This window comes from Paenibacillus sp. FSL L8-0502, assembly GCF_038593055.1.
GTDB classification, from domain to species: domain Bacteria; phylum Bacillota; class Bacilli; order Paenibacillales; family Paenibacillaceae; genus Paenibacillus; species Paenibacillus polymyxa_D.
Map to the genome: position 1 here is coordinate 4798250 of NZ_CP151958.1, position 18737 is coordinate 4816986.

The window sequence follows — 18737 nt, forward strand, 5'->3', positions numbered from 1 at the left end:
TATTAAAGCTACTGAAGGTATTATGAAATTGATTCTATTATACAAAAAAACAACCCCAAAGGCATAGAGACTCCACGCTCTCCAATCCTTTGAGGTTGTTGTATACGACTCGTAATTAATTCGTAATTAATTCGTACTATCCGAATAGCCATTGAACGGCCTTAGGAAATTGACGTTGAAAACAATCCACACGATGTACCGCATCCTGATCCAGCTCAAGAAGCACATCTTTTGCATCCAGTCCCTGTGTCCGCAGCAACTCGTGTGCCTGGAGGGTGAGCGGAACCATATCTTTTTGTACATTCGTCTTCCCTTCACCTTCACGGGTCCCGACAGATATATAAAAGCGTTGTGTCCCATCCCTCACAGTTGCACATGATGCAGATTGCATATAATCAATCATACCCGGATACCAATACGAGCCTGAGATGGAACCGACGCGTCCGAATACGTCCTTATACTGGAAGGCGGCATACATGGAAATTAATCCGCCCAATGAGGCGCCGATAATGCCCGTATGCTCCGTTCCAGTATGCACTGGATATTTTGCCTCGACGTATGGCATTACTTTTGTAACCACAAACGCCAGATAGGCATCTCCACCACCACCAAAAGTAGGTCTTCCTTCTACTAAAGCAGCTGCCTTCCAAGGCGTATAATCATCCAGCCGATTTACGGGCTGAATACCCACCAGCACCACACGGGGCAGCTCTCCCGTAGAAAAACCTCTTTCCAGCTCATCTAATCCGCTTAGAAATAAAGAGCTACCATCCTGCACATACAGCACCGGATACAGCTCATTATGATTCACGGAGACGGGAGGTGTATAGACGTGCACAAGATACCCATCTAATGAAATTTCATCTACATGACCTTTCATCCTACACAGTCCCCCATGATGTAAATGTATGCATTACAATGCAGCATCTATTTCCTTGATCATTTCAGATACAGATTCCAGACCGTTACCTGACAGGTACCAGTAGTTAGGATCAAGGTATACAATATGACCGTTTTTAAATGCATTGGTTTTCTTCACCAGTTCATTCTCCATGGTTTGTTTACCTGTAACCTGCTCCTTGCCTTCTTCGACCACCACTGCTCCACGGTCAACGACAAAAATATAATCCGGATTTTTTTGCTGTACATATTCAAAAGAAACTTTTTGTCCATGCGTGGATACTTTAATGCCAGGATCTACAGGGGTTACGCCAAAAGCATCATGAATGATACCGAAACGGGATTGTGAGCCATATGCGCTCAGGCTTCCTTCATTTGTCAGCACGATCAGTCCTTTAGCTTTGCTCGCTACAGCCTTGTCATGTACGCCCTTGATGGAGCTATCAATCGCAGCCAGTTCCTGCTTGGCAGCATCCTCTTTGTTGAAGATTTGCCCCAACGTTTCCACGTTCTTTTTAAAGGAATTGATGTAATCCTTGGTGTCTACAGCCATCGAAATAGTAGGTGCAATTTTGCTCAACTCTTTATATGCATCAGCTTGTCTGCCGCCTATGATGATGAGTTCAGGAGACAAATCACTGATTTTCTCGTAATCCGGTTCAAACAGCGTGCCCGCGCTTGCATATTTGGAATCTTTATATTTGCTCAAATACGTAGGAAGATCCTGCTGCGCTACTGCCGCAACGTCAACACCCAGCTTATCCAGCGTATCCAATGAACCAAAATCAAAGACAACGACATTTTTGGGGTTAACTTTGACTTGTACCGGGTTTTCATCCAGTGCGTGTTTGACCGAGATGGTTTTGGATTCCGTTGTTGCAGCAGAGGAGCCGTTTCCAGTCGTCTCTTGTGTTGCCGGAGCTGCTTTGCCACAGGCTGACGCGATCAGTACCAATGCAAGCATCAGCGTTAAAAACATCATATTTTTCTTCATTTAACATTCCCCCTAAGTGAAATAAACGCAAATTTTATGGTCACCAATCTGTTGAATCGGAATATCCATATCGTACAAGTCCTTTAATACCTGACTATCAATCATCTCGTCTGCCGTTCCTTGTTTTAGCAACCTGCCATCCTTCATCCCCACAATATAGTCTGAATAGCAGGATGCAAAATTAATGTCGTGCAGCACGACTAGAATCGTTTTGCCGAGATCATCAACTAAACCACGCAACGTCTTCATAATCTGAACCGAATGCTTCATATCCAGATTGTTCAGTGGCTCATCCAGGAGGATGTATTCTGTGTCCTGAGCCAAAATCATGGCAATAAAAGCCCGTTGTCGCTGTCCCCCACTAAGCAAATCAATATGCTTGTCCTTCATATCCTCCAGTCCCATGTAAGCCATAGATTGCTCCACCATTTTGCGATCCTCGCTGTTCAATCTGCCCTTGGAATACGGAAAACGACCGAAACTGACTAGTTCCTTCACGGTTAAGCGGATGTTGACATCGTTGGTCTGTTTTAAAATCGATATCTTCCGAGCTAGCTCCTCACTTTTCGTCAGGCTCACGGCCTGCCCGTCAATGAGGATTTCTCCCTCATCACTGTCAGTCAGGCGACTGATCATCGACAACAAGGTGCTTTTTCCAGCGCCGTTAGGTCCAATAAAGGAGGTAATCGTGCCTTTAGGTACAGTGACAGATACCTGATCCACCACATTTTTATTCCCGTAGCGTTTGGTTACGTTTTTGACTTCTACCATGACTTATTCTCCCGCAGCAAAAGGTACAGGAAGTACACCCCCCCGATAAAGTTAATAATGACGCTGACTGTTGTCGATAAGTCGAATACTCTTTCTGCCAGCAGTTGGCATCCTGCCAACGCAATAACACTGACACAGATAGAGGCCGGAATAATATAACGATGCTGATAGGTTTTCATCACCTGATAAGCCACATTGGCCACAATTAATCCGAGAAACGTAATCGGCCCGACAAGCGCTGTAGAAATGGAAATGAGAATCGCTACGATAATTAGCAGCCTTTTGATAATAAAACCATAAGGGAGACCTAAATTAATCGCATGCTCTCGTCCGAGCGACAGCACGTCCAGATACTTGATGAATCTCCACGCATAAGCAAATACGAGCACAAGCACGAATACAGAAAGCCACAGCAGCTCAGTGTTTACATTACTGAAGCTGGCAAAGCTCTTGTCCTGGATTTTCGCAAATTCGTTCGGATCAATCAGTACCTCCATAAAGGTAGATAAACTGTTAAACAGCGTGCCGAACACCAGACCAATCAGCAAAAGTACATAAATCCCGCGTCCATCTTTGCGGAAAATTAATTTGTATAGCATTCCTGCGAACAGCACCATCAGCCCCACCGACAGCAAAAAGTTCAATTCTTTGCTGGTCGAAATGAAGGGGACGGAGCCAAATGCAAAAATAATCGTCGTCTGAATCAGCATATACAGTGAATCCAGTCCGATAATACCCGGAGTCAAAATCTTATTATTCGTAACCGTCTGGAAAATAACGGTTGCAAAAGCAATGGAGCCACCTGTCAGAATGAAAGCTGCGATCTTTTTCAATCGTCGTGGCAGCGCGTAATGCCAGGTATGCGGAAGATCTATAAACACAAAAGCAGCAATCAACACAAGCGCGGCAGCAGCTAATATTCCGATTTTTAATTTAGGATTCATAAGCCCTTCTCCTCAGCAGCAAATACAAGAACAACGCGCTCCCGATCACACCCACCGTAAGCCCTACAGAAATTTCATACGGATAAATGATCACCCGTCCCAAAATATCGCAAAACAGCACAAAGACGGCGCCCAAGATCGCTGTATGGGCCAGGCTTTTTTTCAGATTATCCCCCATATACATGCTGACGAGATTGGGTACAACCAGCCCCAAAAAGGGAATCGTCCCGACCGTTAAGATGACAACAGAGGAAACCAAAGCCACGATCACCAAACCCACATTGACGGTGCGCTTGTAATGTACGCCCAAATTGGCCGCAAAATCCTCACCCATGCCTGCAATTGTAAAACGGTTCGCATATATGTACGCCAACGCAACCAAAGGAACACTAAGATAGAGCATCTCGTAGCGACCACTCATGATTAGAGAAAAATCCCCCTGCATCCACGAAGAAATGCCCTGGATCAGATTGTATTTGTAAGCAAAAAAAGTCGTTACCGAATTTAAAATGCCTCCAAACATCAAACCGACAAGCGGGATAAATACCGGGTCCTTGAAACGGATTTTATCCAGTATTTTCATGAAAATCAGTGTTCCCCCTAGAGCAAATCCGAAAGCCGTCAGCATTTTCGTCCAAAATCCCGCCGCTCCAAACACCATAATAGCCATCAGCACACCCAATCGTGCCGCATCCATCGTCCCTGCAGTGGTGGGAGAAACAAATCGGTTCCGGGTAAGCTGCTGCATGATCAATCCACAGATACTCATACTCGCCCCTGCGATAATGATACTGATCAATCGTGGGAATCTGCTAATCAGGAGTACCTGCGCCTGATCGTTGGTTAAGTGGAACAAATCAAGTGGAGTTACATCATGAACACCAATAAAAACCGAGGCGAAAGCCAGTACCAGAAAAGCCAGTATTAAATAGCGCAATTTCATCTCTAACTAAGGGAGCCTGTCCAATAACCTGTACCAAGCTTCGGCCCTGTCCTCCCCTCCAATAATGATAATGATTATCAAAATCAACTAGCATAAATTATATCAGTGATATTGTATCTGTCAAATTTTTTTGCAATGAATAAACCATATCAAGAAAGGTGTTAGCAAAACCTGAATAGTCTAAAGAGCGAATGAGCAAATAAAAACAATATCCTGTAAAATAGAGATGGAATATTTAGGATTGCCCTTTCTTTCATTACTGTAGAAAATATTGGAATTGGGGTTTCATTAATTTGATGGACCAAAAAAACAGGAGGAGAATGATGAATCACATACTAATCGTCGAGGACGATATCGCCTTGAGTAACGGTATTGTTCTTGCTCTTAAAGAACCTAACAACGTATTTACACAAACGTATGACACTGCTGCTGCAAAAGAACAATTGAACATCACTGCTTTTGACCTAGTGATACTTGATGTAAACTTGCCGGATGGGAATGGACTCGACCTCTTAACCCATATACGTAAAACAAAAGCTTTACCAGTCATTGTTCTGACTGCGAATGATATGGAAACAGATATTGTCACTGGTCTTGAGCTGGGTGCTGATGACTACATCACCAAACCCTTCAGTCTGATGATACTGAGAGCAAGAGTTGGTGTTCAGCTTAAGAAATCCAAATACTCGCTTGCAGACTCCATTCAGCTAGGTGATTTTTCCTTCTCATTTGAGAGGATGGAATTTAATAAGAATGATATACCGATTGAACTAAGTAAAACAGAGCAAAAATTGTTGCGCATTCTAATCAACAATCGAGGAAATACCGTTTCACGCGATCATTTGATAGACAGCATCTGGACTGACGGTGCTGAATATGTAGGTGAAAATGCCTTGTCGGTTACGATAAAAAGGCTACGTGACAAGCTCGAGGATCATCCTTCTTCCCCACAATATATTAAAACGGTTTATGGGCTGGGCTACACATGGGCGTTGAAATGACAACACTCCTATATATATGTATTGGAATTGCCGTTGTTGCTGTATGCACCGCTGTGGGTGCTATTATGCTGTATCGCAGGAGCATCCATAAAACAATGAAAACCATTGAGAACATGCTGGATGCCGCGATAAATGGCAGCTTCTCAGAGGATGTCTTTGATGAATCCGTTCTTTCTTCAATAGAAGCTAAATTCGTGAGATTTCTCTCCATTTGTTCCGTGTCCTCCAAAAATCTGCTTGCTGAAAAGAATAAAATAAATGAGCTGATTTCCGATATTTCACACCAAACGAAAACACCATTGGCCAACATCCTGCTTTATTCCCAACTACTTAGCGAATACGAACTATCACAGGATACCTCCACTTGTGTGAAAGCTCTATCTGCTCAGGCCGAAAAGCTTAACTTTCTGATCCAGGCATTGTTAAAAACATCGCGGCTTGAAACGGGGATTATCACGGTAGCGCCAAGGAGAGAATCTGTTCATAAGCTCCTTGATGCTGCATTGGAGCAAATAACGCCAAAAGCAGATGCCAAAGGGATAACAGTTTTTAGGGAGGACACCGTTATTCATGCTTATTTTGACCTAAAGTGGACCAGTGAAGCTGTCTATAACATTATGGATAACGCTATAAAATATACAGAGACAGGCGGAAACATGGATATAAAAGTGATGGCATACGAATTGTTTTGTCGAATTGATATTGCCGATAGCGGCATAGGCATTGCAGAAGAAGAACAAGGTAAAATCTTTACCCGCTTTTATCGCTCCCCTACTGTTAACTCGCAGGAGGGCGTCGGGATTGGACTGTTTTTAGCTAGAGAAATCATCGCTGCGGAGGGGGGGTACATCAAAGTACGGTCACACTACGACCGTGGTTCTACCTTCTCTATTTTTCTTCCTATGGATACTTAATTCTTTCAACACCGTTAGATTCCGGAAAGATTGTAGAAAGATTAGTGTGCTAATGTCTGTACTGTAGATGACTACGATACAGACATTTTTTGTTGGAGGAGAATGTATATGGGCCTATTGAAAACTCAGGCATTAAGGAAGCATTACGGGAACGGAGATACTGCTGTTCATGCCTCTTAGATGGCGTGAAGCTGGAGGTGGAATCCGGTGAACTTGATGGTCCAACAAACGGAAGCTTCACGATTGATGGCAAGGATATATTTCCCTGCAAGACAAAGATTGACCAATTTCTGCAGCGAAAAATCGGCTTCGTTTTCTAAGATTATTATCTGATGCCTGCCTTGAATGTCTACGAAAAATATTGTGCTCAGGTACTGGATAGTAAAGAATCGTGCCACCATAGATAAAATTGTATATACTCTAAACCTTAAACATAATTGTCAATGCATACCTCATCTTTGGTAATAGCTTGGGTCTGGGAGAAAAACAAAAATGTAATTTCGAAGAAGGGTATTCCACCTGAATCGCCTAGAGGTATAGGGGCAATACTCTACTTTCCCAGATATGATACAAAAGAAAGTGCCCTCATCTCAAAAGACGAGGACACTAGACAAGCTAAGAAGTGTTCTTACTTCTTCCTTTTCATTGGTCAACTAATACTTAGTTAGGCAAAATCATTCTTTTACCAATCAAACCCTAGGCTAGTATTAGAGCTACAATGTTCAGTGGATTGGATGTAATTATTCACAAAACTTAAATTTTTTCCATGTTAAGCCCATCTGACAATATTAGAGCTACAGTGTCCATTGGGTTCCGTACAATCATAAAGGCAATTATCAAGATCACATTGTACTTCCATTTCAAAATCTATGTTATCCAAAATTTCAATTTTCTCCATGTTAATTCCACCCCCTTTCACTATTAAAATATCATTAAAAATACCTCTAAATATTCTATTGTAAAAATCAGTATGTTATTTGGCATAATTAGTGGTTTATACAATGTTTACATCCAGCGGCACTACTCAACTTTCCCAGATATGATTGCAAAAGAAAGTGCCCTCGTCTCAAAAGACGAGGACACTAGACAAGCTAAAAAGTGTTCTTACTTCTTCCTTTTCATTGGTCAACTAATACTTAGTTAGGCAAAATCATTCTTTCACCAATCAAACCCTAGGCTAGTATTAGAGCTACAATGTCCAGTGGGTTCGAGACAATTATTTCTAAAACCTCAACTTTTCCCACGTTAAGCCCACTGGACAATATTAGAGCTACAGTGTCCATTGGGTTCGAGACAATCATAATGGCAATTATTAGGATCACATTGTACTTCCATTTCAAAATCCATATTATCTAAAATTTCGATTTTTTCCATGTTAATTCCACCTCCTTTCACTATTAAAATATCATTAAAGATACCTCTAAATATTCTATTGTAAAAATCAGTATGTTATTTGGCATAATTAGTGGCTTATGCACTGTTTATATCCCATTCTGTTATTTAAAACAAGGCCGTAAATTCACGTTTATTCATTATTCGTGTTTTTCCAACAACACCGCGAAGTCTTACTTTTTCAAAACAAATAATTGCACTAATTGATTTACCCGGCATAACATAAAAAAAATGGTTACTTTCGTATACAGTCGCTCAGTACAAGCCTCATCCCACGAAATACAATGAAGCCAAGCAAGCGAATGTATTAGACCAAAAAATACTTTGATTCCGGCTGAGTTCAAGCAGAGGCACCAAAAAACAGATATCTCAGAAGGAGTCTGTCTCTCCTACATTTCCCACCACCCGTTACAAATTGATCTTTCTACTCTCACTCAAATAATCTTTCAGCTCTGTTAGATTTCAGAAAGATTGTAGAAAGAAAGAGGTATTATAATAAAATTTGTGTTGTAAGCAATTACGATGCAGATATTTTTATTGGGAGGAAAGCAAAAAAATGAAGATATTAGAAACCAGAGGGCTAAGAAAAAGTTACGGTAACGGGGATACCGCTGTTCATGCCTTAGATGGTGTGAATCTGGAGGTGGAGAGAGGTGAATTTGTCGCTATCGTTGGTACATCCGGCAGCGGGAAGTCCACCCTTCTGCATATGCTTGGTGGACTGGATCGGCCTACAAGTGGAAACGTCACCGTTGAGGGCAAGGATATCTATTCTCTGAAAAATGAAGAATTGACCATCTTCCGCCGAAGAAAGATCGGCTTCGTTTTTCAAAATTATAATTTAGTTCCAGTCTTAAATGTCTATGAGAATATCGTGCTCCCCATTGAACTAGATGGGAAACAACCAGACAAAGCCTATCTGGCCCAAATTACGAATACGCTGGGGCTTGAGAACAAATTAAACAATCTACCGAGTAATCTTTCGGGAGGACAGCAGCAGCGAGTCGCCATTGCGAGAGCACTGGCGACTAAACCAGCCATTATTTTGGCCGACGAGCCTACTGGCAACCTGGACAGTAAAACCAGTCTGGATGTCATAGGGTTGATCAAGGTATCCAGCCAACAGTTCGCCCAAACGATGGTGATGATTACTCATAATGAAGAAATCGCGCAGATGGCAGATCGCATCATCCGCATTGAGGACGGTAAAATAGTAGGTGGTGCGACCAGATGATCAAATTAAAAAACAGTAAGGCGGTTCGTAATTTATCAGATAAAAGTTTTAAAGCGAATAAAATCCGCAATATTATTGCGATTATCGCTATTGCCTTAACCACTTTGTTATTTACATCTCTGTTTACTATGGGGCTTGGCGCGATGGAAAGCCTCCAGCAGGCAACGATGCGGCAGGCCGGTGGGGGAGGGCAGGGTTATCTCAAATATATCAACGATGAGGAATTTAATCACGTCAAAGATCATCCTCTTATTAAAGAGATATCATATAGCCGCGTGTTAAGTGAAAAGGTGATAAACGAGCAATTTTTAAAGCGTCGTGCGGAGTTCTGGTATTATGACGATGTAGGGCTAAAGCTAGGATTTTTTGAGCTAGAAAAAGGCCACAAACCGATGGCGAAAAATGAAGTTATCGCGGACTCTAATACCCTACAGTTACTGGGTATTCCCCTGAAAGAGGGCGCTCCATTGACCTTGAAGCTTAAGGTTCACGGCAAGATGGTACAGCGCAAATTTATCCTCTCCGGCTGGTGGAAGAGTGACTCCGCCGCCGTGGCAAACGTAGGGCAAATCATTGCTTCTAAAGCTTATGTGGATGCCCATGCTGAAGAATTACGCAACACATATAAGCAGGATCATGATATAACCGGAGTCATCATTGCTACTATCATGTTCGATAACAGCTCGAATATGCGGGAAAATCTTAATAAAGTGATTACAGAAAGCGGTTATTCCCTTGACAAAAATGCACCAAACTTTATAAACAGTAATGTTAACTGGGCGTATCTTTCCAACACTTTCAGTTCAAACCCTGGAACCATTTTTGCCCTAGCCAGTGGTCTGTTACTGATCATGCTTACTGGCTACTTGATCATCTATAATATTTTCCAAATCTCGGTGATGCGTGATATTCGTTTCTACGGTCTTCTAAAAACCGTCGGCACAACCAGCAGGCAAATCAGCAGAATCATCCGCAGACAGGCATTATTTCTTTCCTTGATCGGGGTTCCCATCGGCTTGCTCGCGGGTTTTTTGGTCGGCAAATCGCTTATCCCTCTGCTGCTTATGAACAATTATAGGCACGCAAATGCTGAGGTAACCATATCCCCCAGCCCATGGATTTTTATCGGCTCCGCTCTGTTTGCAGTCATAACAGTTATGATCAGTGCATATAAGCCTAGCAGAATTGCGGCGACTGTGTCTCCGATCGAGGCAGTAAGATACGTAGACGAAGCTACCAAAAAGGGTAAGAATAAACTAAAAAAATCAACTAACGGTGCTAAAATGCCGCTGATGGCTCGAGTCAACTTAGGGCGCAATAAGAAGCGGACTACTTTGGTGCTACTTAGCCTTTCTCTAGGTCTAGTGCTACTGAATACTACTTTTACATTATCCCAAAGTCTAGATATGAATAAGTATGTGTCTAAAAGCCATGACACTGACTTTCTAATTGCACATGCTGATTATTTTCAAGAACATTTCACAGGCCCTGACAATGCAACGACAGAAAGCTATATTCAGGCCGTTCAGGCACAACCCGGTTTTGAAGAAGGTGGACGATTGTACAGTGGCAGCAATTTATTCACTGTCGAGCATAAAGAGAACAAAGAGGGGATGAAGTTGTACGGGGAAATCGTCACTCCTGACGCTCGTGGCAACTTATCTACAGTAGTGTATGGGCTTGAAGATCTCCCCCTTCACCGACTAAAATTAATTGATGGTGAACTTGATTATGGCAAGCTAGCTTCGGGAAAGTATATTTTGGAAGGGGTCGGGTTAGACGATTACGATAATCCTGACATGGCACTATCCGTATACAAAGTAGGTGAAAAGGTTACTCTTCATAACTATATGGGCACAGCAAATGCCCAGGAGTATACGAGCCATGAATTCACAGTGCTTGGTCATGTTGGCGTAAAATTAACTAATTCTGGTGTAGCCGTTCCTACTTATACTAACTTCTATCTCCCGGCGGATATCTATAAAACGCTTGTGAAGAAGCCTGTGGTGATGAGTTATGCCTTTAATGTATCCGATAGTAAAGAAAAAACGATGGAGAGCTTCTTAAAGAACTATACCGAAATAAAGGAGCCAACGATGCATTATAAATCCAAATTCACCTCAATTGCCGAGCTTTCAGGTATGCAAAAAACAATTTTGATGATCGGCGGTACGCTCAGTATTATTATTGGTGTGATTGGCATTCTTAATTTTGCAAACGCGCTTCTAACTAGCATTCTGACCCGCCATCAAGAATTTGCTATACTACAAAGCATCGGCATGACCAACAAACAATTAAAAACAATGCTCATTTATGAGGGGATGTACTATGTGCTCGGCACCAGCATATGCTCCATCTTATTAGGAAGCCTATTTTCCGTCTTGATTGCGAGACCCTTGAGTACTCAAATATGGTTTATGAGTTATAGATTTATTATCTGGCCGCTGATCCTCGTGCTGCCTGTTCTGCTCGCTCTTGGGATATGTTTTCCTCTCGCTATTTATTCTCTGAGCGACCGGAAAACTATCGTAGAACGACTGCGAACAGCAGAATAAACACTCCTTAGTTAAGAAAAGAAATGACCTAGCAAAACTTATAGCTAGGTCATTTCTTAGTTACTCAACTGTATAATTAGTCCCCGTTCTCTAACCTCCCTGAAATTTATTATAATAATGAGAAAACAGATAAAATGCATACGTACCACCTTCAATTTGAACTCTGGTGTTACATTCTAAACTCGTGTCCTTTAATGGACATGACAAAAATCCCCTTTAGAAAAATAGTGCCAGATCACATCATACATGTGCTCTTTTAACACCGTCTACCTAAGGGGATAATATCACCGCCCTCATCTGAGGATGGACTACTTTTTAATTCACAGATTCCTTTTTTCCAGGTCATAACCCATTTAAGGTTTTTGCAGGATTCTCCTCAGAAAACTACATTTCTTCAAAATCAAATCTAGTGACTCTAGAGCCAAAATACGATTATGAAGCCACGAATAAATAGCATAATAAATCAGTGGTTAGAGAGAAGAAGCTCGAAGTTCTTTAATATATATTCATACTCCTTCACTATTGAATAGTGTATCCTTTGAGTTGCACAAAATACAGGTGATGATTCATAATAGTTTCCAGTTTGTATTTTATTAATTATTTTACATATTTTGCTACGACAATTATTATACATAGCACACTTTATACAAGCTCCTTGGTCCATTTGATTGATTTCGTCTAAATTGGATAAACGCTGTTCAATTATATCGGAAAATACATCTCCCATGGAAAACTCTTCGTGGCCTACTGCAAGAATACAAGGATATATATTCCCTTCACTGGAAATATGAAAGCTGTTATGACAGCCGTCACAGACCCCTCTTGGTCGGAAATGTTCGTTTTTGAAATTATATAAGAAGTACTGTGCTTTGGTAAGATTGTTACTCACCTTATATGAAAATATTTCGTTAAGATTCTTATGATAAACTTTCATAAGGTCTTTACTCCAATTCGGATCACTTTCATCCATCGCAAAGGTGACAACCGGATACCCTTTTTCAGAGAGGAAAATATAATTGTCAGCAAAATAGGAAACATTATTAGGTGTAACGGTCATTCTTACTCGGAAAAAATGTGATTGATGATTAATGTAATCAATAGTTTCAATCACTCTATTGAAACTTCCATTCCCATTTCTATACACTCTGTTGATATCGTGACTTTCTTGCTTCCCATCCAAACTAATCGTTAATTCGATATTTTCGGAAACGTAATCAAGTATTTCTTGATTGTAAATGGTGCCGTTCGTTGTCATTGTAAAAAAAATTTCGCCATGAATTTTTTGTTTTAACTCTTCTACAAGATAATGAATGATCGGATAATTAAGTAATGGTTCCCCCCCATGTAATGCTATGCGTATTTTATCTTTATGATCCAAAGGATTTGCAGCAAGCTTTTTTTCCGTAAAATCAATAGCTTTTGCCGCCGTTTCCCTACTCATCGTTTTTGGGGCTTTACTAACATAACAATATTTACATCTCAAGTTACAATCTTCGGTTACCCAATATGTGAAGTTCATGACATCACTCTCCTTATATAAAGATTTAGTTATTCCAAACTAATTCTTGAAGTTGCTTCTTTTGTTTTTGACATATGATATCGAACAACTCTTGGTTTTGGTGCAAATAATAGATGTTGCTAATGCAGTGGTGGCAAAATAAATTAACGTCACAGTTCTTACAGGGTTCAAATTTCCATGGCCTTACACATCCGATTTTATTATGATCTGCTTTTTGATTGCCTTTAGCCATTAATTCAAATAAATTATCATCAAATATATTTCCCAAAACAAAATCTTCAGACTCCATCAACCCACCACAGGGATAGATGTTTCCATTTCCTCCAATAAATAATTCTTTTTTTCCTGGTGAACAAAGTCGACAGGCAACATCTTGGGAGGTCAGATCATCTACAAAAGAATTTTCCGGAAAAATTTCTTCACTATTTTCTCCTGCCCTTCCAGCAGATGTTAAGATACGCACTACGTGTTCAACTTCTAAACATTCACATAAATCAATAAACTTCTCTCTACCTCCGTCAGAAGTATATTTTGTAATAACCATTGATAATGCTATTTTTTTTAACCCTTTACTTTGCATTAGTTTTATACTTTTTATAACTCTACTAAAAACACCTTTGCCTCTAATTTGATCGCAAGTTTCTTCATCATAACCGTCCAGACTAAGGGAAACCTTATCTACATACCTAATCAATTGCTCCACATTTTTTGGGGTTATAAAAAGGCCATTGGTAGAGAGCAAAATGGCTCCGTTGAATGTTTGCCTTATGTACGCCAAAAGCTCCATGATATCTAATCGCATCATAGGCTCTCCACCCGTAACATTGATGGCTTGGGGTTTAAGTACAATGATTTGATCAATGATTTCTTTCACTTTTTCAGTTGTTAGTGCATCGGTAAAATGAGCATCCGCTGAAGCACTGCAATGTTTACAGTGTAAATTACATCTATTTGTTAATCCTAGATAGACAACATCTAAGACCTCCTCATGAATATTTGTTAATTGTTCTTCGGTTAGAATACATTTGATATTTACTAATTCATAAAAGAGACTTGTTAAATTATGAATAACGTCAGCATGTTGAGAACTTTTGGTAGGATTTAATAATGATTCAATTTCCCCTTTATTAACCATATCCTTCAGCACAAGATAATAAGATTTAGAGGTTTTCAAAAAAGCTCCTGATTTTGTATTCGCGATAATGACTTGATGATTATGAAACAGTTCACGTGAGTAAGGATTTAAAAGATATACCATGATTTTTTCTCCTCTCATACATCCCAAATTCATTTTCCATTCTATTAAATAGATCATGAATTGTTCTGATATTTACTGTTATGTCATAATCTAATGTTTTAATGCCATAAATTGATAATAATCAGAGTTAAATAACAATGGATTCTTTAGAGTATCTGAGGGGATGAGAGAAAGTTGCGCTACATCCGTAAAAAACGTATACATAGATGTATTTCACGACATTAAAGAGGTCATTTATACCATAAATATAATTATTAGATATTCAATAGTAGAATGAGAAGTAGCTTCTTTATATATTTGTATCAGAAGGGCGGAATGGAAATTTATGCTTAGAAAATATAACTGGATTCTTAAAGAAGTTCATAAATTTTATCTTTTTATTGTACTTATTTTAGTTTTTCAAGCTTTAGATACAATACTTAGCATGATAATTCCCCAATACATAAGTAAGATTGTTGACTCTGGATTAATATCCAAAGATCTCTCCTTAATTGTGAAGTTTATAGGAATAGCAACAGGCTTATTTATTCTATCTCACTTATGCAGTTTACTTTGTGAATTCATTTTTGCCGAATTAGGTAAAAGAATCTCTTATGCTATGAAAAAAAAGTTGTTAGAAAAGTTTTTTGTTTTGCCAGGTGAGACCATTACTTCAAACAACGATAAGCTATTTTCCCTGTTTATTAACGACATTGGAATCATCGAAAGATTAGTATCCCACGGTATCCCTATGCTAATATCAAACTTACTTTTTCTAATTGTTATTTGTGTTGTATTGCTTTTTTTCAACTACAAATTATTTACACTTGTATTTTTAATCATGCTTTTAACAATGATTAGTCAAATATTCTTTAATAAAAGAATTACTCAAAAGACAAAAGCAGTCATGAATGCTTATGATGACTCTATTTCTTATATTAGGCATACGCTTGGAACACTTCTGTATTCTATTGGAATGGATATAAAAGACTATATTTTGGGAAGGTACATGCCTTTAGAGGAAAAGTCACTTGAAGCTTATAGACAGAGAAGCAATACAATTATCGTAGCTTCCACTGTCCCTTCTGTCATTACCTCTATTGGAAGTGTATTGCTTTTGGGGATGGGTACAATTTTAGTAATGAAAGGCCAAACAAGTATGGGAGTACTGACGGTATTTGTTTATTATTCAAATCAGATCATAAGTCCGATCAAAAGTGTTACAAACTATGTGGCCGCTTGGAAGCAGGCAAAAGTATCAATCGAAAGAATTGAGTCGATTATAAGAGCTGAAGAGGTGAAATAAAATGGACATAGAATTTAAAAATGTAAGTTATAGCTATAACGGTTTGGAAAAAGCGCTATCCGATGTCTCGTTCTCTGTTCATGGAAATCATATTTTTTGCCTTTCAGGACGCAACGGGGCAGGAAAAAGCACACTATTAAAATTACTCACCAAGATTAATTGTAATTATACAGGTGATATCTTAGTGAACGAAAAGGAAATGAGAGAATGGAAACGTAAAGATATTATCAGCAAAATAGGCATATGCTTCCAGGAACCCGTCATGTATGTAGATACGATCTTTAACAATATAACTTTGGGGCAACCAGGCATCCCTATGAGGCAACTGAATTCATATATTGAATTATTGGATACCAAGAAATTTATCGAAGAAAGTAAAAAAGATCAAATAATCGGTAAAAACTTTTCTTTATCAGGAGGGCAACAGCAATTAATTTCGATACTGCGGAATATCTATACTAATAAAGAAGTATTAATTTTTGATGAACCCACTTCAAATTTAGATGGTGTTGTAAAAAAGAACTTTATTGATCTATTAGATGATCTAAAGTACAACCATACCATTATATTAATTACACATGATAGTGAACTAGGGAGTAAATATGAACAAATATTGTTGTAATGCAGGAGCAGGACGTAGCTGCATAAGCGTCTACGCCCTTTCACGAATTCGATTCCTATTCTAAGTCCCATAAAATAATATTGACGCAAAACCGGTCTTCCACGGTCCTTATATCCAGGATTCCTGAGTTTTCTTTTACAATCTGCTTGACACTTTTCAATCCAAAACCGTGATTTTTTCTATTCTTTTTATTACTTATAAAATTACTATTTACAAACAGCGGATTAAACGTATTGGAAATCTCTATATAAAGTTGCTTTGCATGATATTTTATTTTTATATCCATTGTTTTCTTACCTTCAGTTACCTTGTCACAGCCCTCTATTGCATTATCCAGCAAATTACCAAATACAACGGCTATAATATTATTATTTAGAGAAAATTTTTCTGGAAGAAAACTATCAATGCTCACTACAATGCTTTTTTTAGTAGCCAAATTTATTTTCTCGGTGAGTACGTAATTAAGTACATTGTTCGGTGAATATTTCTGAGTTTCAGTACATTTAATATCTGAGAGAATTTCTTCTATAAACCCCTCTGCTGCCTCAACATTATTTTCTTTCAGCAATCCTTTTAAGGTCAACAGTTCATTTCTCATATCATGCCTGATTCTCCGAATTTCTTTTTGCGATTTCTCCAGATTATCATAGTGTTTATTTTCTGCTTTAAGATTGAAGTTTAATAATTCCTGCTCTATCATTTCGCCGTACATTCGGCTTAATTGTTCATAAATAATTAACATGATGATATTGATTGATAAAACACCAATCATAGAAATTACACTTAACCACTCATTTGGGTTCTTACCTGATCTTAAAATCAAATCAAAATGACTGCACAACATGCAAAGAGTTATGATAGGAACTGCAAACAAACACATGTATAAATAATGCAGAGTAGTTTCTCTTTTATAAACATCTATTTTAAAAAGTAAAGGGACCCATAAAAAAAAGAAAAATTTACTGATTTCTGAGAGGAGAGCACCCGCTTCGTAATAATAAGATACATTATCTGATGTAAGGAGTACATTTGGAAAACAAGCATTCATGATGGCGCAACATACTCCTACAGATAAGATTTCAATTGCAATTACAACTGTACCCCAACACAGTTTTGTTGTTATATGATTTTTTGGGTAAAAACAAAGTATAGTGAACACTGGAACAACATTTAGCATAACATCAAATGTTGTTTTCAAAAAGTACATACCGACTACTGTCAGACCTATTAATGCAATCGTAAACAGCCAGATTTTCTCCGTCGAAAGTCCCTTTTTAGTAAATAAAACTTTATTCAGAAATCTACTTATAATGAAAATATCAAAAGAATTTAGTATAAAATCAAACATGACTCTTTCCAATTAGAATCTCTTCCTCATATAATTCATCATTTTTTGTTTAAAATCTTTTTTATACTTTCTACTGATCGGTAGTTCCAAATAAGTTTCCTGAATTTCACCATTTACGATCCGTTTCATCATAATATTTTCGCATTTTATTCCCACAACGTATTTCAGGTTAATGATATACGAAGCATGAATCTGAGTGAAAGCCATCGGATCAAGTTGAGCAAGTATTTGTGAAGTTGTCTGATTACACTTATATTCTTTTGTCTCTGTATAAATATGAGCAGCCCTTCCACTTTTCTCAAAGTACATAATTTCATCTTCGTTTATAATGAGCTTATTTCGTTCATAGCTAAACTCAAAATAACTATGTGAACTATGTAAATAGTGATCAGCTCTTTGAAGAACCTCAAAAAGGGTTTCTTTATTCACAGGTTTCAGTATGTAATCAAAGGTTTGTACTTTAAATACATCTGGCATGTATTCGTCATAATTGGTTACAAAGATAATTACAGCTTTATTGTCAAACTCTCTTACCTTTTTGGCTAAACTAATGCCATCCATATCCGCCATCTCAATATCAAGCAGATAAATATTGTATTCCGTTTTATTCTTAGCTACATATTGCAGCAACTTTTGCCCACTTCCAAAAGTATCTACTTCTACTTTAGTAAAGGGATATTCTAACGTAAACCTCTCCACCCGGGCCAGTTCTACATTTGTATCATCACACAGAGCAATGTTTAACATCCAATCACATCCCTACATACATTAATTATTCTTAATTGTAAAGTATCGTGTATAAGTTAACTTATGAACTTCACATCAATGAATTAATTCTCAGTTGCAAGGAACAATATGATTTTCGGTCATGCCCAGCACAATTCCAATCCCCTCTTTACTGGGTTTATTATGGAGGTTCAAAGTTAACCTTATTTATTATATAGCGCTTACTAATTACATATATAGTATACCATTTCAAGTTTTCTATAATCAAATCTTTTTTCTAAATAAATACATTTTTATATTTTTATTTAAATACTAAAAATATAGATTTCAA

16 protein-coding genes are annotated in these 18737 nt (G+C 38.5%); 6 read left to right on the plus strand and 10 right to left on the minus strand.

The genetic code is table 11. The annotated features are described in order from the left end of the window. Positions 1–136: 136 nt before the first annotated feature. From NSQ57_RS21090 to NSQ57_RS21110, 5 genes are read right to left on the minus strand one after another with little or no spacing between them, the layout of a single operon-like run. Positions 137–880, minus strand: coding sequence for an alpha/beta hydrolase-fold protein (locus NSQ57_RS21090; protein ID WP_342425248.1), 744 nt, complete (start codon positions 878–880; stop codon positions 137–139). 33 nt (positions 881–913) lie between these two features. Continuing rightward, complete coding sequence (locus NSQ57_RS21095) at positions 914–1894, minus strand: siderophore ABC transporter substrate-binding protein (RefSeq protein WP_342425249.1); 981 nt, start codon at positions 1892–1894, stop codon at positions 914–916. A gap of 12 nt (positions 1895–1906) precedes the next feature. Beyond that, on the minus strand, positions 1907–2665 hold the full coding sequence (locus NSQ57_RS21100; RefSeq protein ID WP_029519266.1) for an ABC transporter ATP-binding protein: 759 nt from the start codon (positions 2663–2665) through the stop codon (positions 1907–1909). After that, on the minus strand, positions 2659–3609 hold the full coding sequence (locus tag NSQ57_RS21105; protein WP_069011647.1) for an iron chelate uptake ABC transporter family permease subunit: 951 nt from the start codon (positions 3607–3609) through the stop codon (positions 2659–2661). The genes NSQ57_RS21100 and NSQ57_RS21105 overlap by 7 nt, the downstream gene beginning before the upstream one ends. Continuing rightward, a complete protein-coding gene (locus NSQ57_RS21110; RefSeq protein WP_129550005.1) occupies positions 3599–4552 on the minus strand; it encodes an ABC transporter permease in 954 nt (317 codons plus the stop codon). Before NSQ57_RS21110 ends, NSQ57_RS21105 begins: the two co-directional genes overlap by 11 nt. A gap of 323 nt (positions 4553–4875) precedes the next feature. On the opposite strand from NSQ57_RS21110, the gene NSQ57_RS21115 reads away from it, so the two are divergent. Continuing rightward, a complete protein-coding gene (locus NSQ57_RS21115) occupies positions 4876–5553 on the plus strand; it encodes a response regulator transcription factor (RefSeq protein ID WP_029519271.1) in 678 nt (225 codons plus the stop codon). Continuing rightward, the gene (locus NSQ57_RS21120) at positions 5550–6467 is read left to right on the plus strand and encodes a HAMP domain-containing sensor histidine kinase (RefSeq protein WP_342426137.1); all 918 of its coding nucleotides are present in this window, start codon (positions 5550–5552) and stop codon (positions 6465–6467) included. Before NSQ57_RS21115 ends, NSQ57_RS21120 begins: the two co-directional genes overlap by 4 nt. Positions 6468–7712: 1245 nt before the next feature. On the opposite strand, the gene NSQ57_RS21125 is transcribed toward NSQ57_RS21120, so the two are convergent. Next, positions 7713–7841, minus strand: a complete 129-nt coding sequence (locus NSQ57_RS21125) for a hypothetical protein (RefSeq protein ID WP_342425250.1) — start codon at positions 7839–7841, stop codon at positions 7713–7715. A gap of 574 nt (positions 7842–8415) precedes the next feature. On the opposite strand from NSQ57_RS21125, the gene NSQ57_RS21130 reads away from it, so the two are divergent. Together NSQ57_RS21130 and NSQ57_RS21135 are read left to right on the plus strand one after the other, a co-directional pair. Further along, positions 8416–9093 carry an ABC transporter ATP-binding protein gene (locus NSQ57_RS21130; RefSeq protein ID WP_342425251.1) on the plus strand — a complete coding sequence of 226 codons (678 nt, stop codon included), beginning with the start codon at positions 8416–8418 and terminating at the stop codon, positions 9091–9093. After that, positions 9090–11648 (plus strand): FtsX-like permease family protein, encoded by a 2559-nt coding sequence (locus NSQ57_RS21135; RefSeq protein WP_342425252.1) that lies wholly within the window; start codon positions 9090–9092, stop codon positions 11646–11648. Before NSQ57_RS21130 ends, NSQ57_RS21135 begins: the two co-directional genes overlap by 4 nt. Before the next feature lie 463 nt (positions 11649–12111). Here NSQ57_RS21135 and NSQ57_RS21140 read toward each other — a convergent pair whose 3' ends face one another. Both NSQ57_RS21140 and NSQ57_RS21145 read right to left on the minus strand, forming a co-directional pair. Continuing rightward, the gene (locus tag NSQ57_RS21140; RefSeq protein ID WP_342425253.1) at positions 12112–13167 is read right to left on the minus strand and encodes a radical SAM protein; all 1056 of its coding nucleotides are present in this window, start codon (positions 13165–13167) and stop codon (positions 12112–12114) included. Positions 13168–13192: 25 nt separating this feature from the next. Next, entirely contained in the window at positions 13193–14425 is a 1233-nt protein-coding gene (locus tag NSQ57_RS21145; protein WP_342425254.1) for a radical SAM protein, read from the minus strand. 325 nt (positions 14426–14750) lie between these two features. On the opposite strand from NSQ57_RS21145, the gene NSQ57_RS21150 reads away from it, so the two are divergent. Further along, complete coding sequence (locus tag NSQ57_RS21150) at positions 14751–15710, plus strand: ABC transporter ATP-binding protein (RefSeq protein WP_342425255.1); 960 nt, start codon at positions 14751–14753, stop codon at positions 15708–15710. A gap of 1 nt (position 15711) precedes the next feature. After that, the gene (locus NSQ57_RS21155; RefSeq protein WP_342425256.1) at positions 15712–16332 is read left to right on the plus strand and encodes an ABC transporter ATP-binding protein; all 621 of its coding nucleotides are present in this window, start codon (positions 15712–15714) and stop codon (positions 16330–16332) included. Between the two features lie 55 nt (positions 16333–16387). On the opposite strand, the gene NSQ57_RS21160 is transcribed toward NSQ57_RS21155, so the two are convergent. Together NSQ57_RS21160 and NSQ57_RS21165 are read right to left on the minus strand one after the other, a co-directional pair. Then, positions 16388–17692 (minus strand): GHKL domain-containing protein, encoded by a 1305-nt coding sequence (locus NSQ57_RS21160; RefSeq protein WP_069011968.1) that lies wholly within the window; start codon positions 17690–17692, stop codon positions 16388–16390. Continuing rightward, on the minus strand, positions 17693–18427 hold the full coding sequence (locus NSQ57_RS21165; RefSeq protein WP_016820363.1) for a LytTR family DNA-binding domain-containing protein: 735 nt from the start codon (positions 18425–18427) through the stop codon (positions 17693–17695). Positions 18428–18737: the final 310 nt, after the last annotated feature.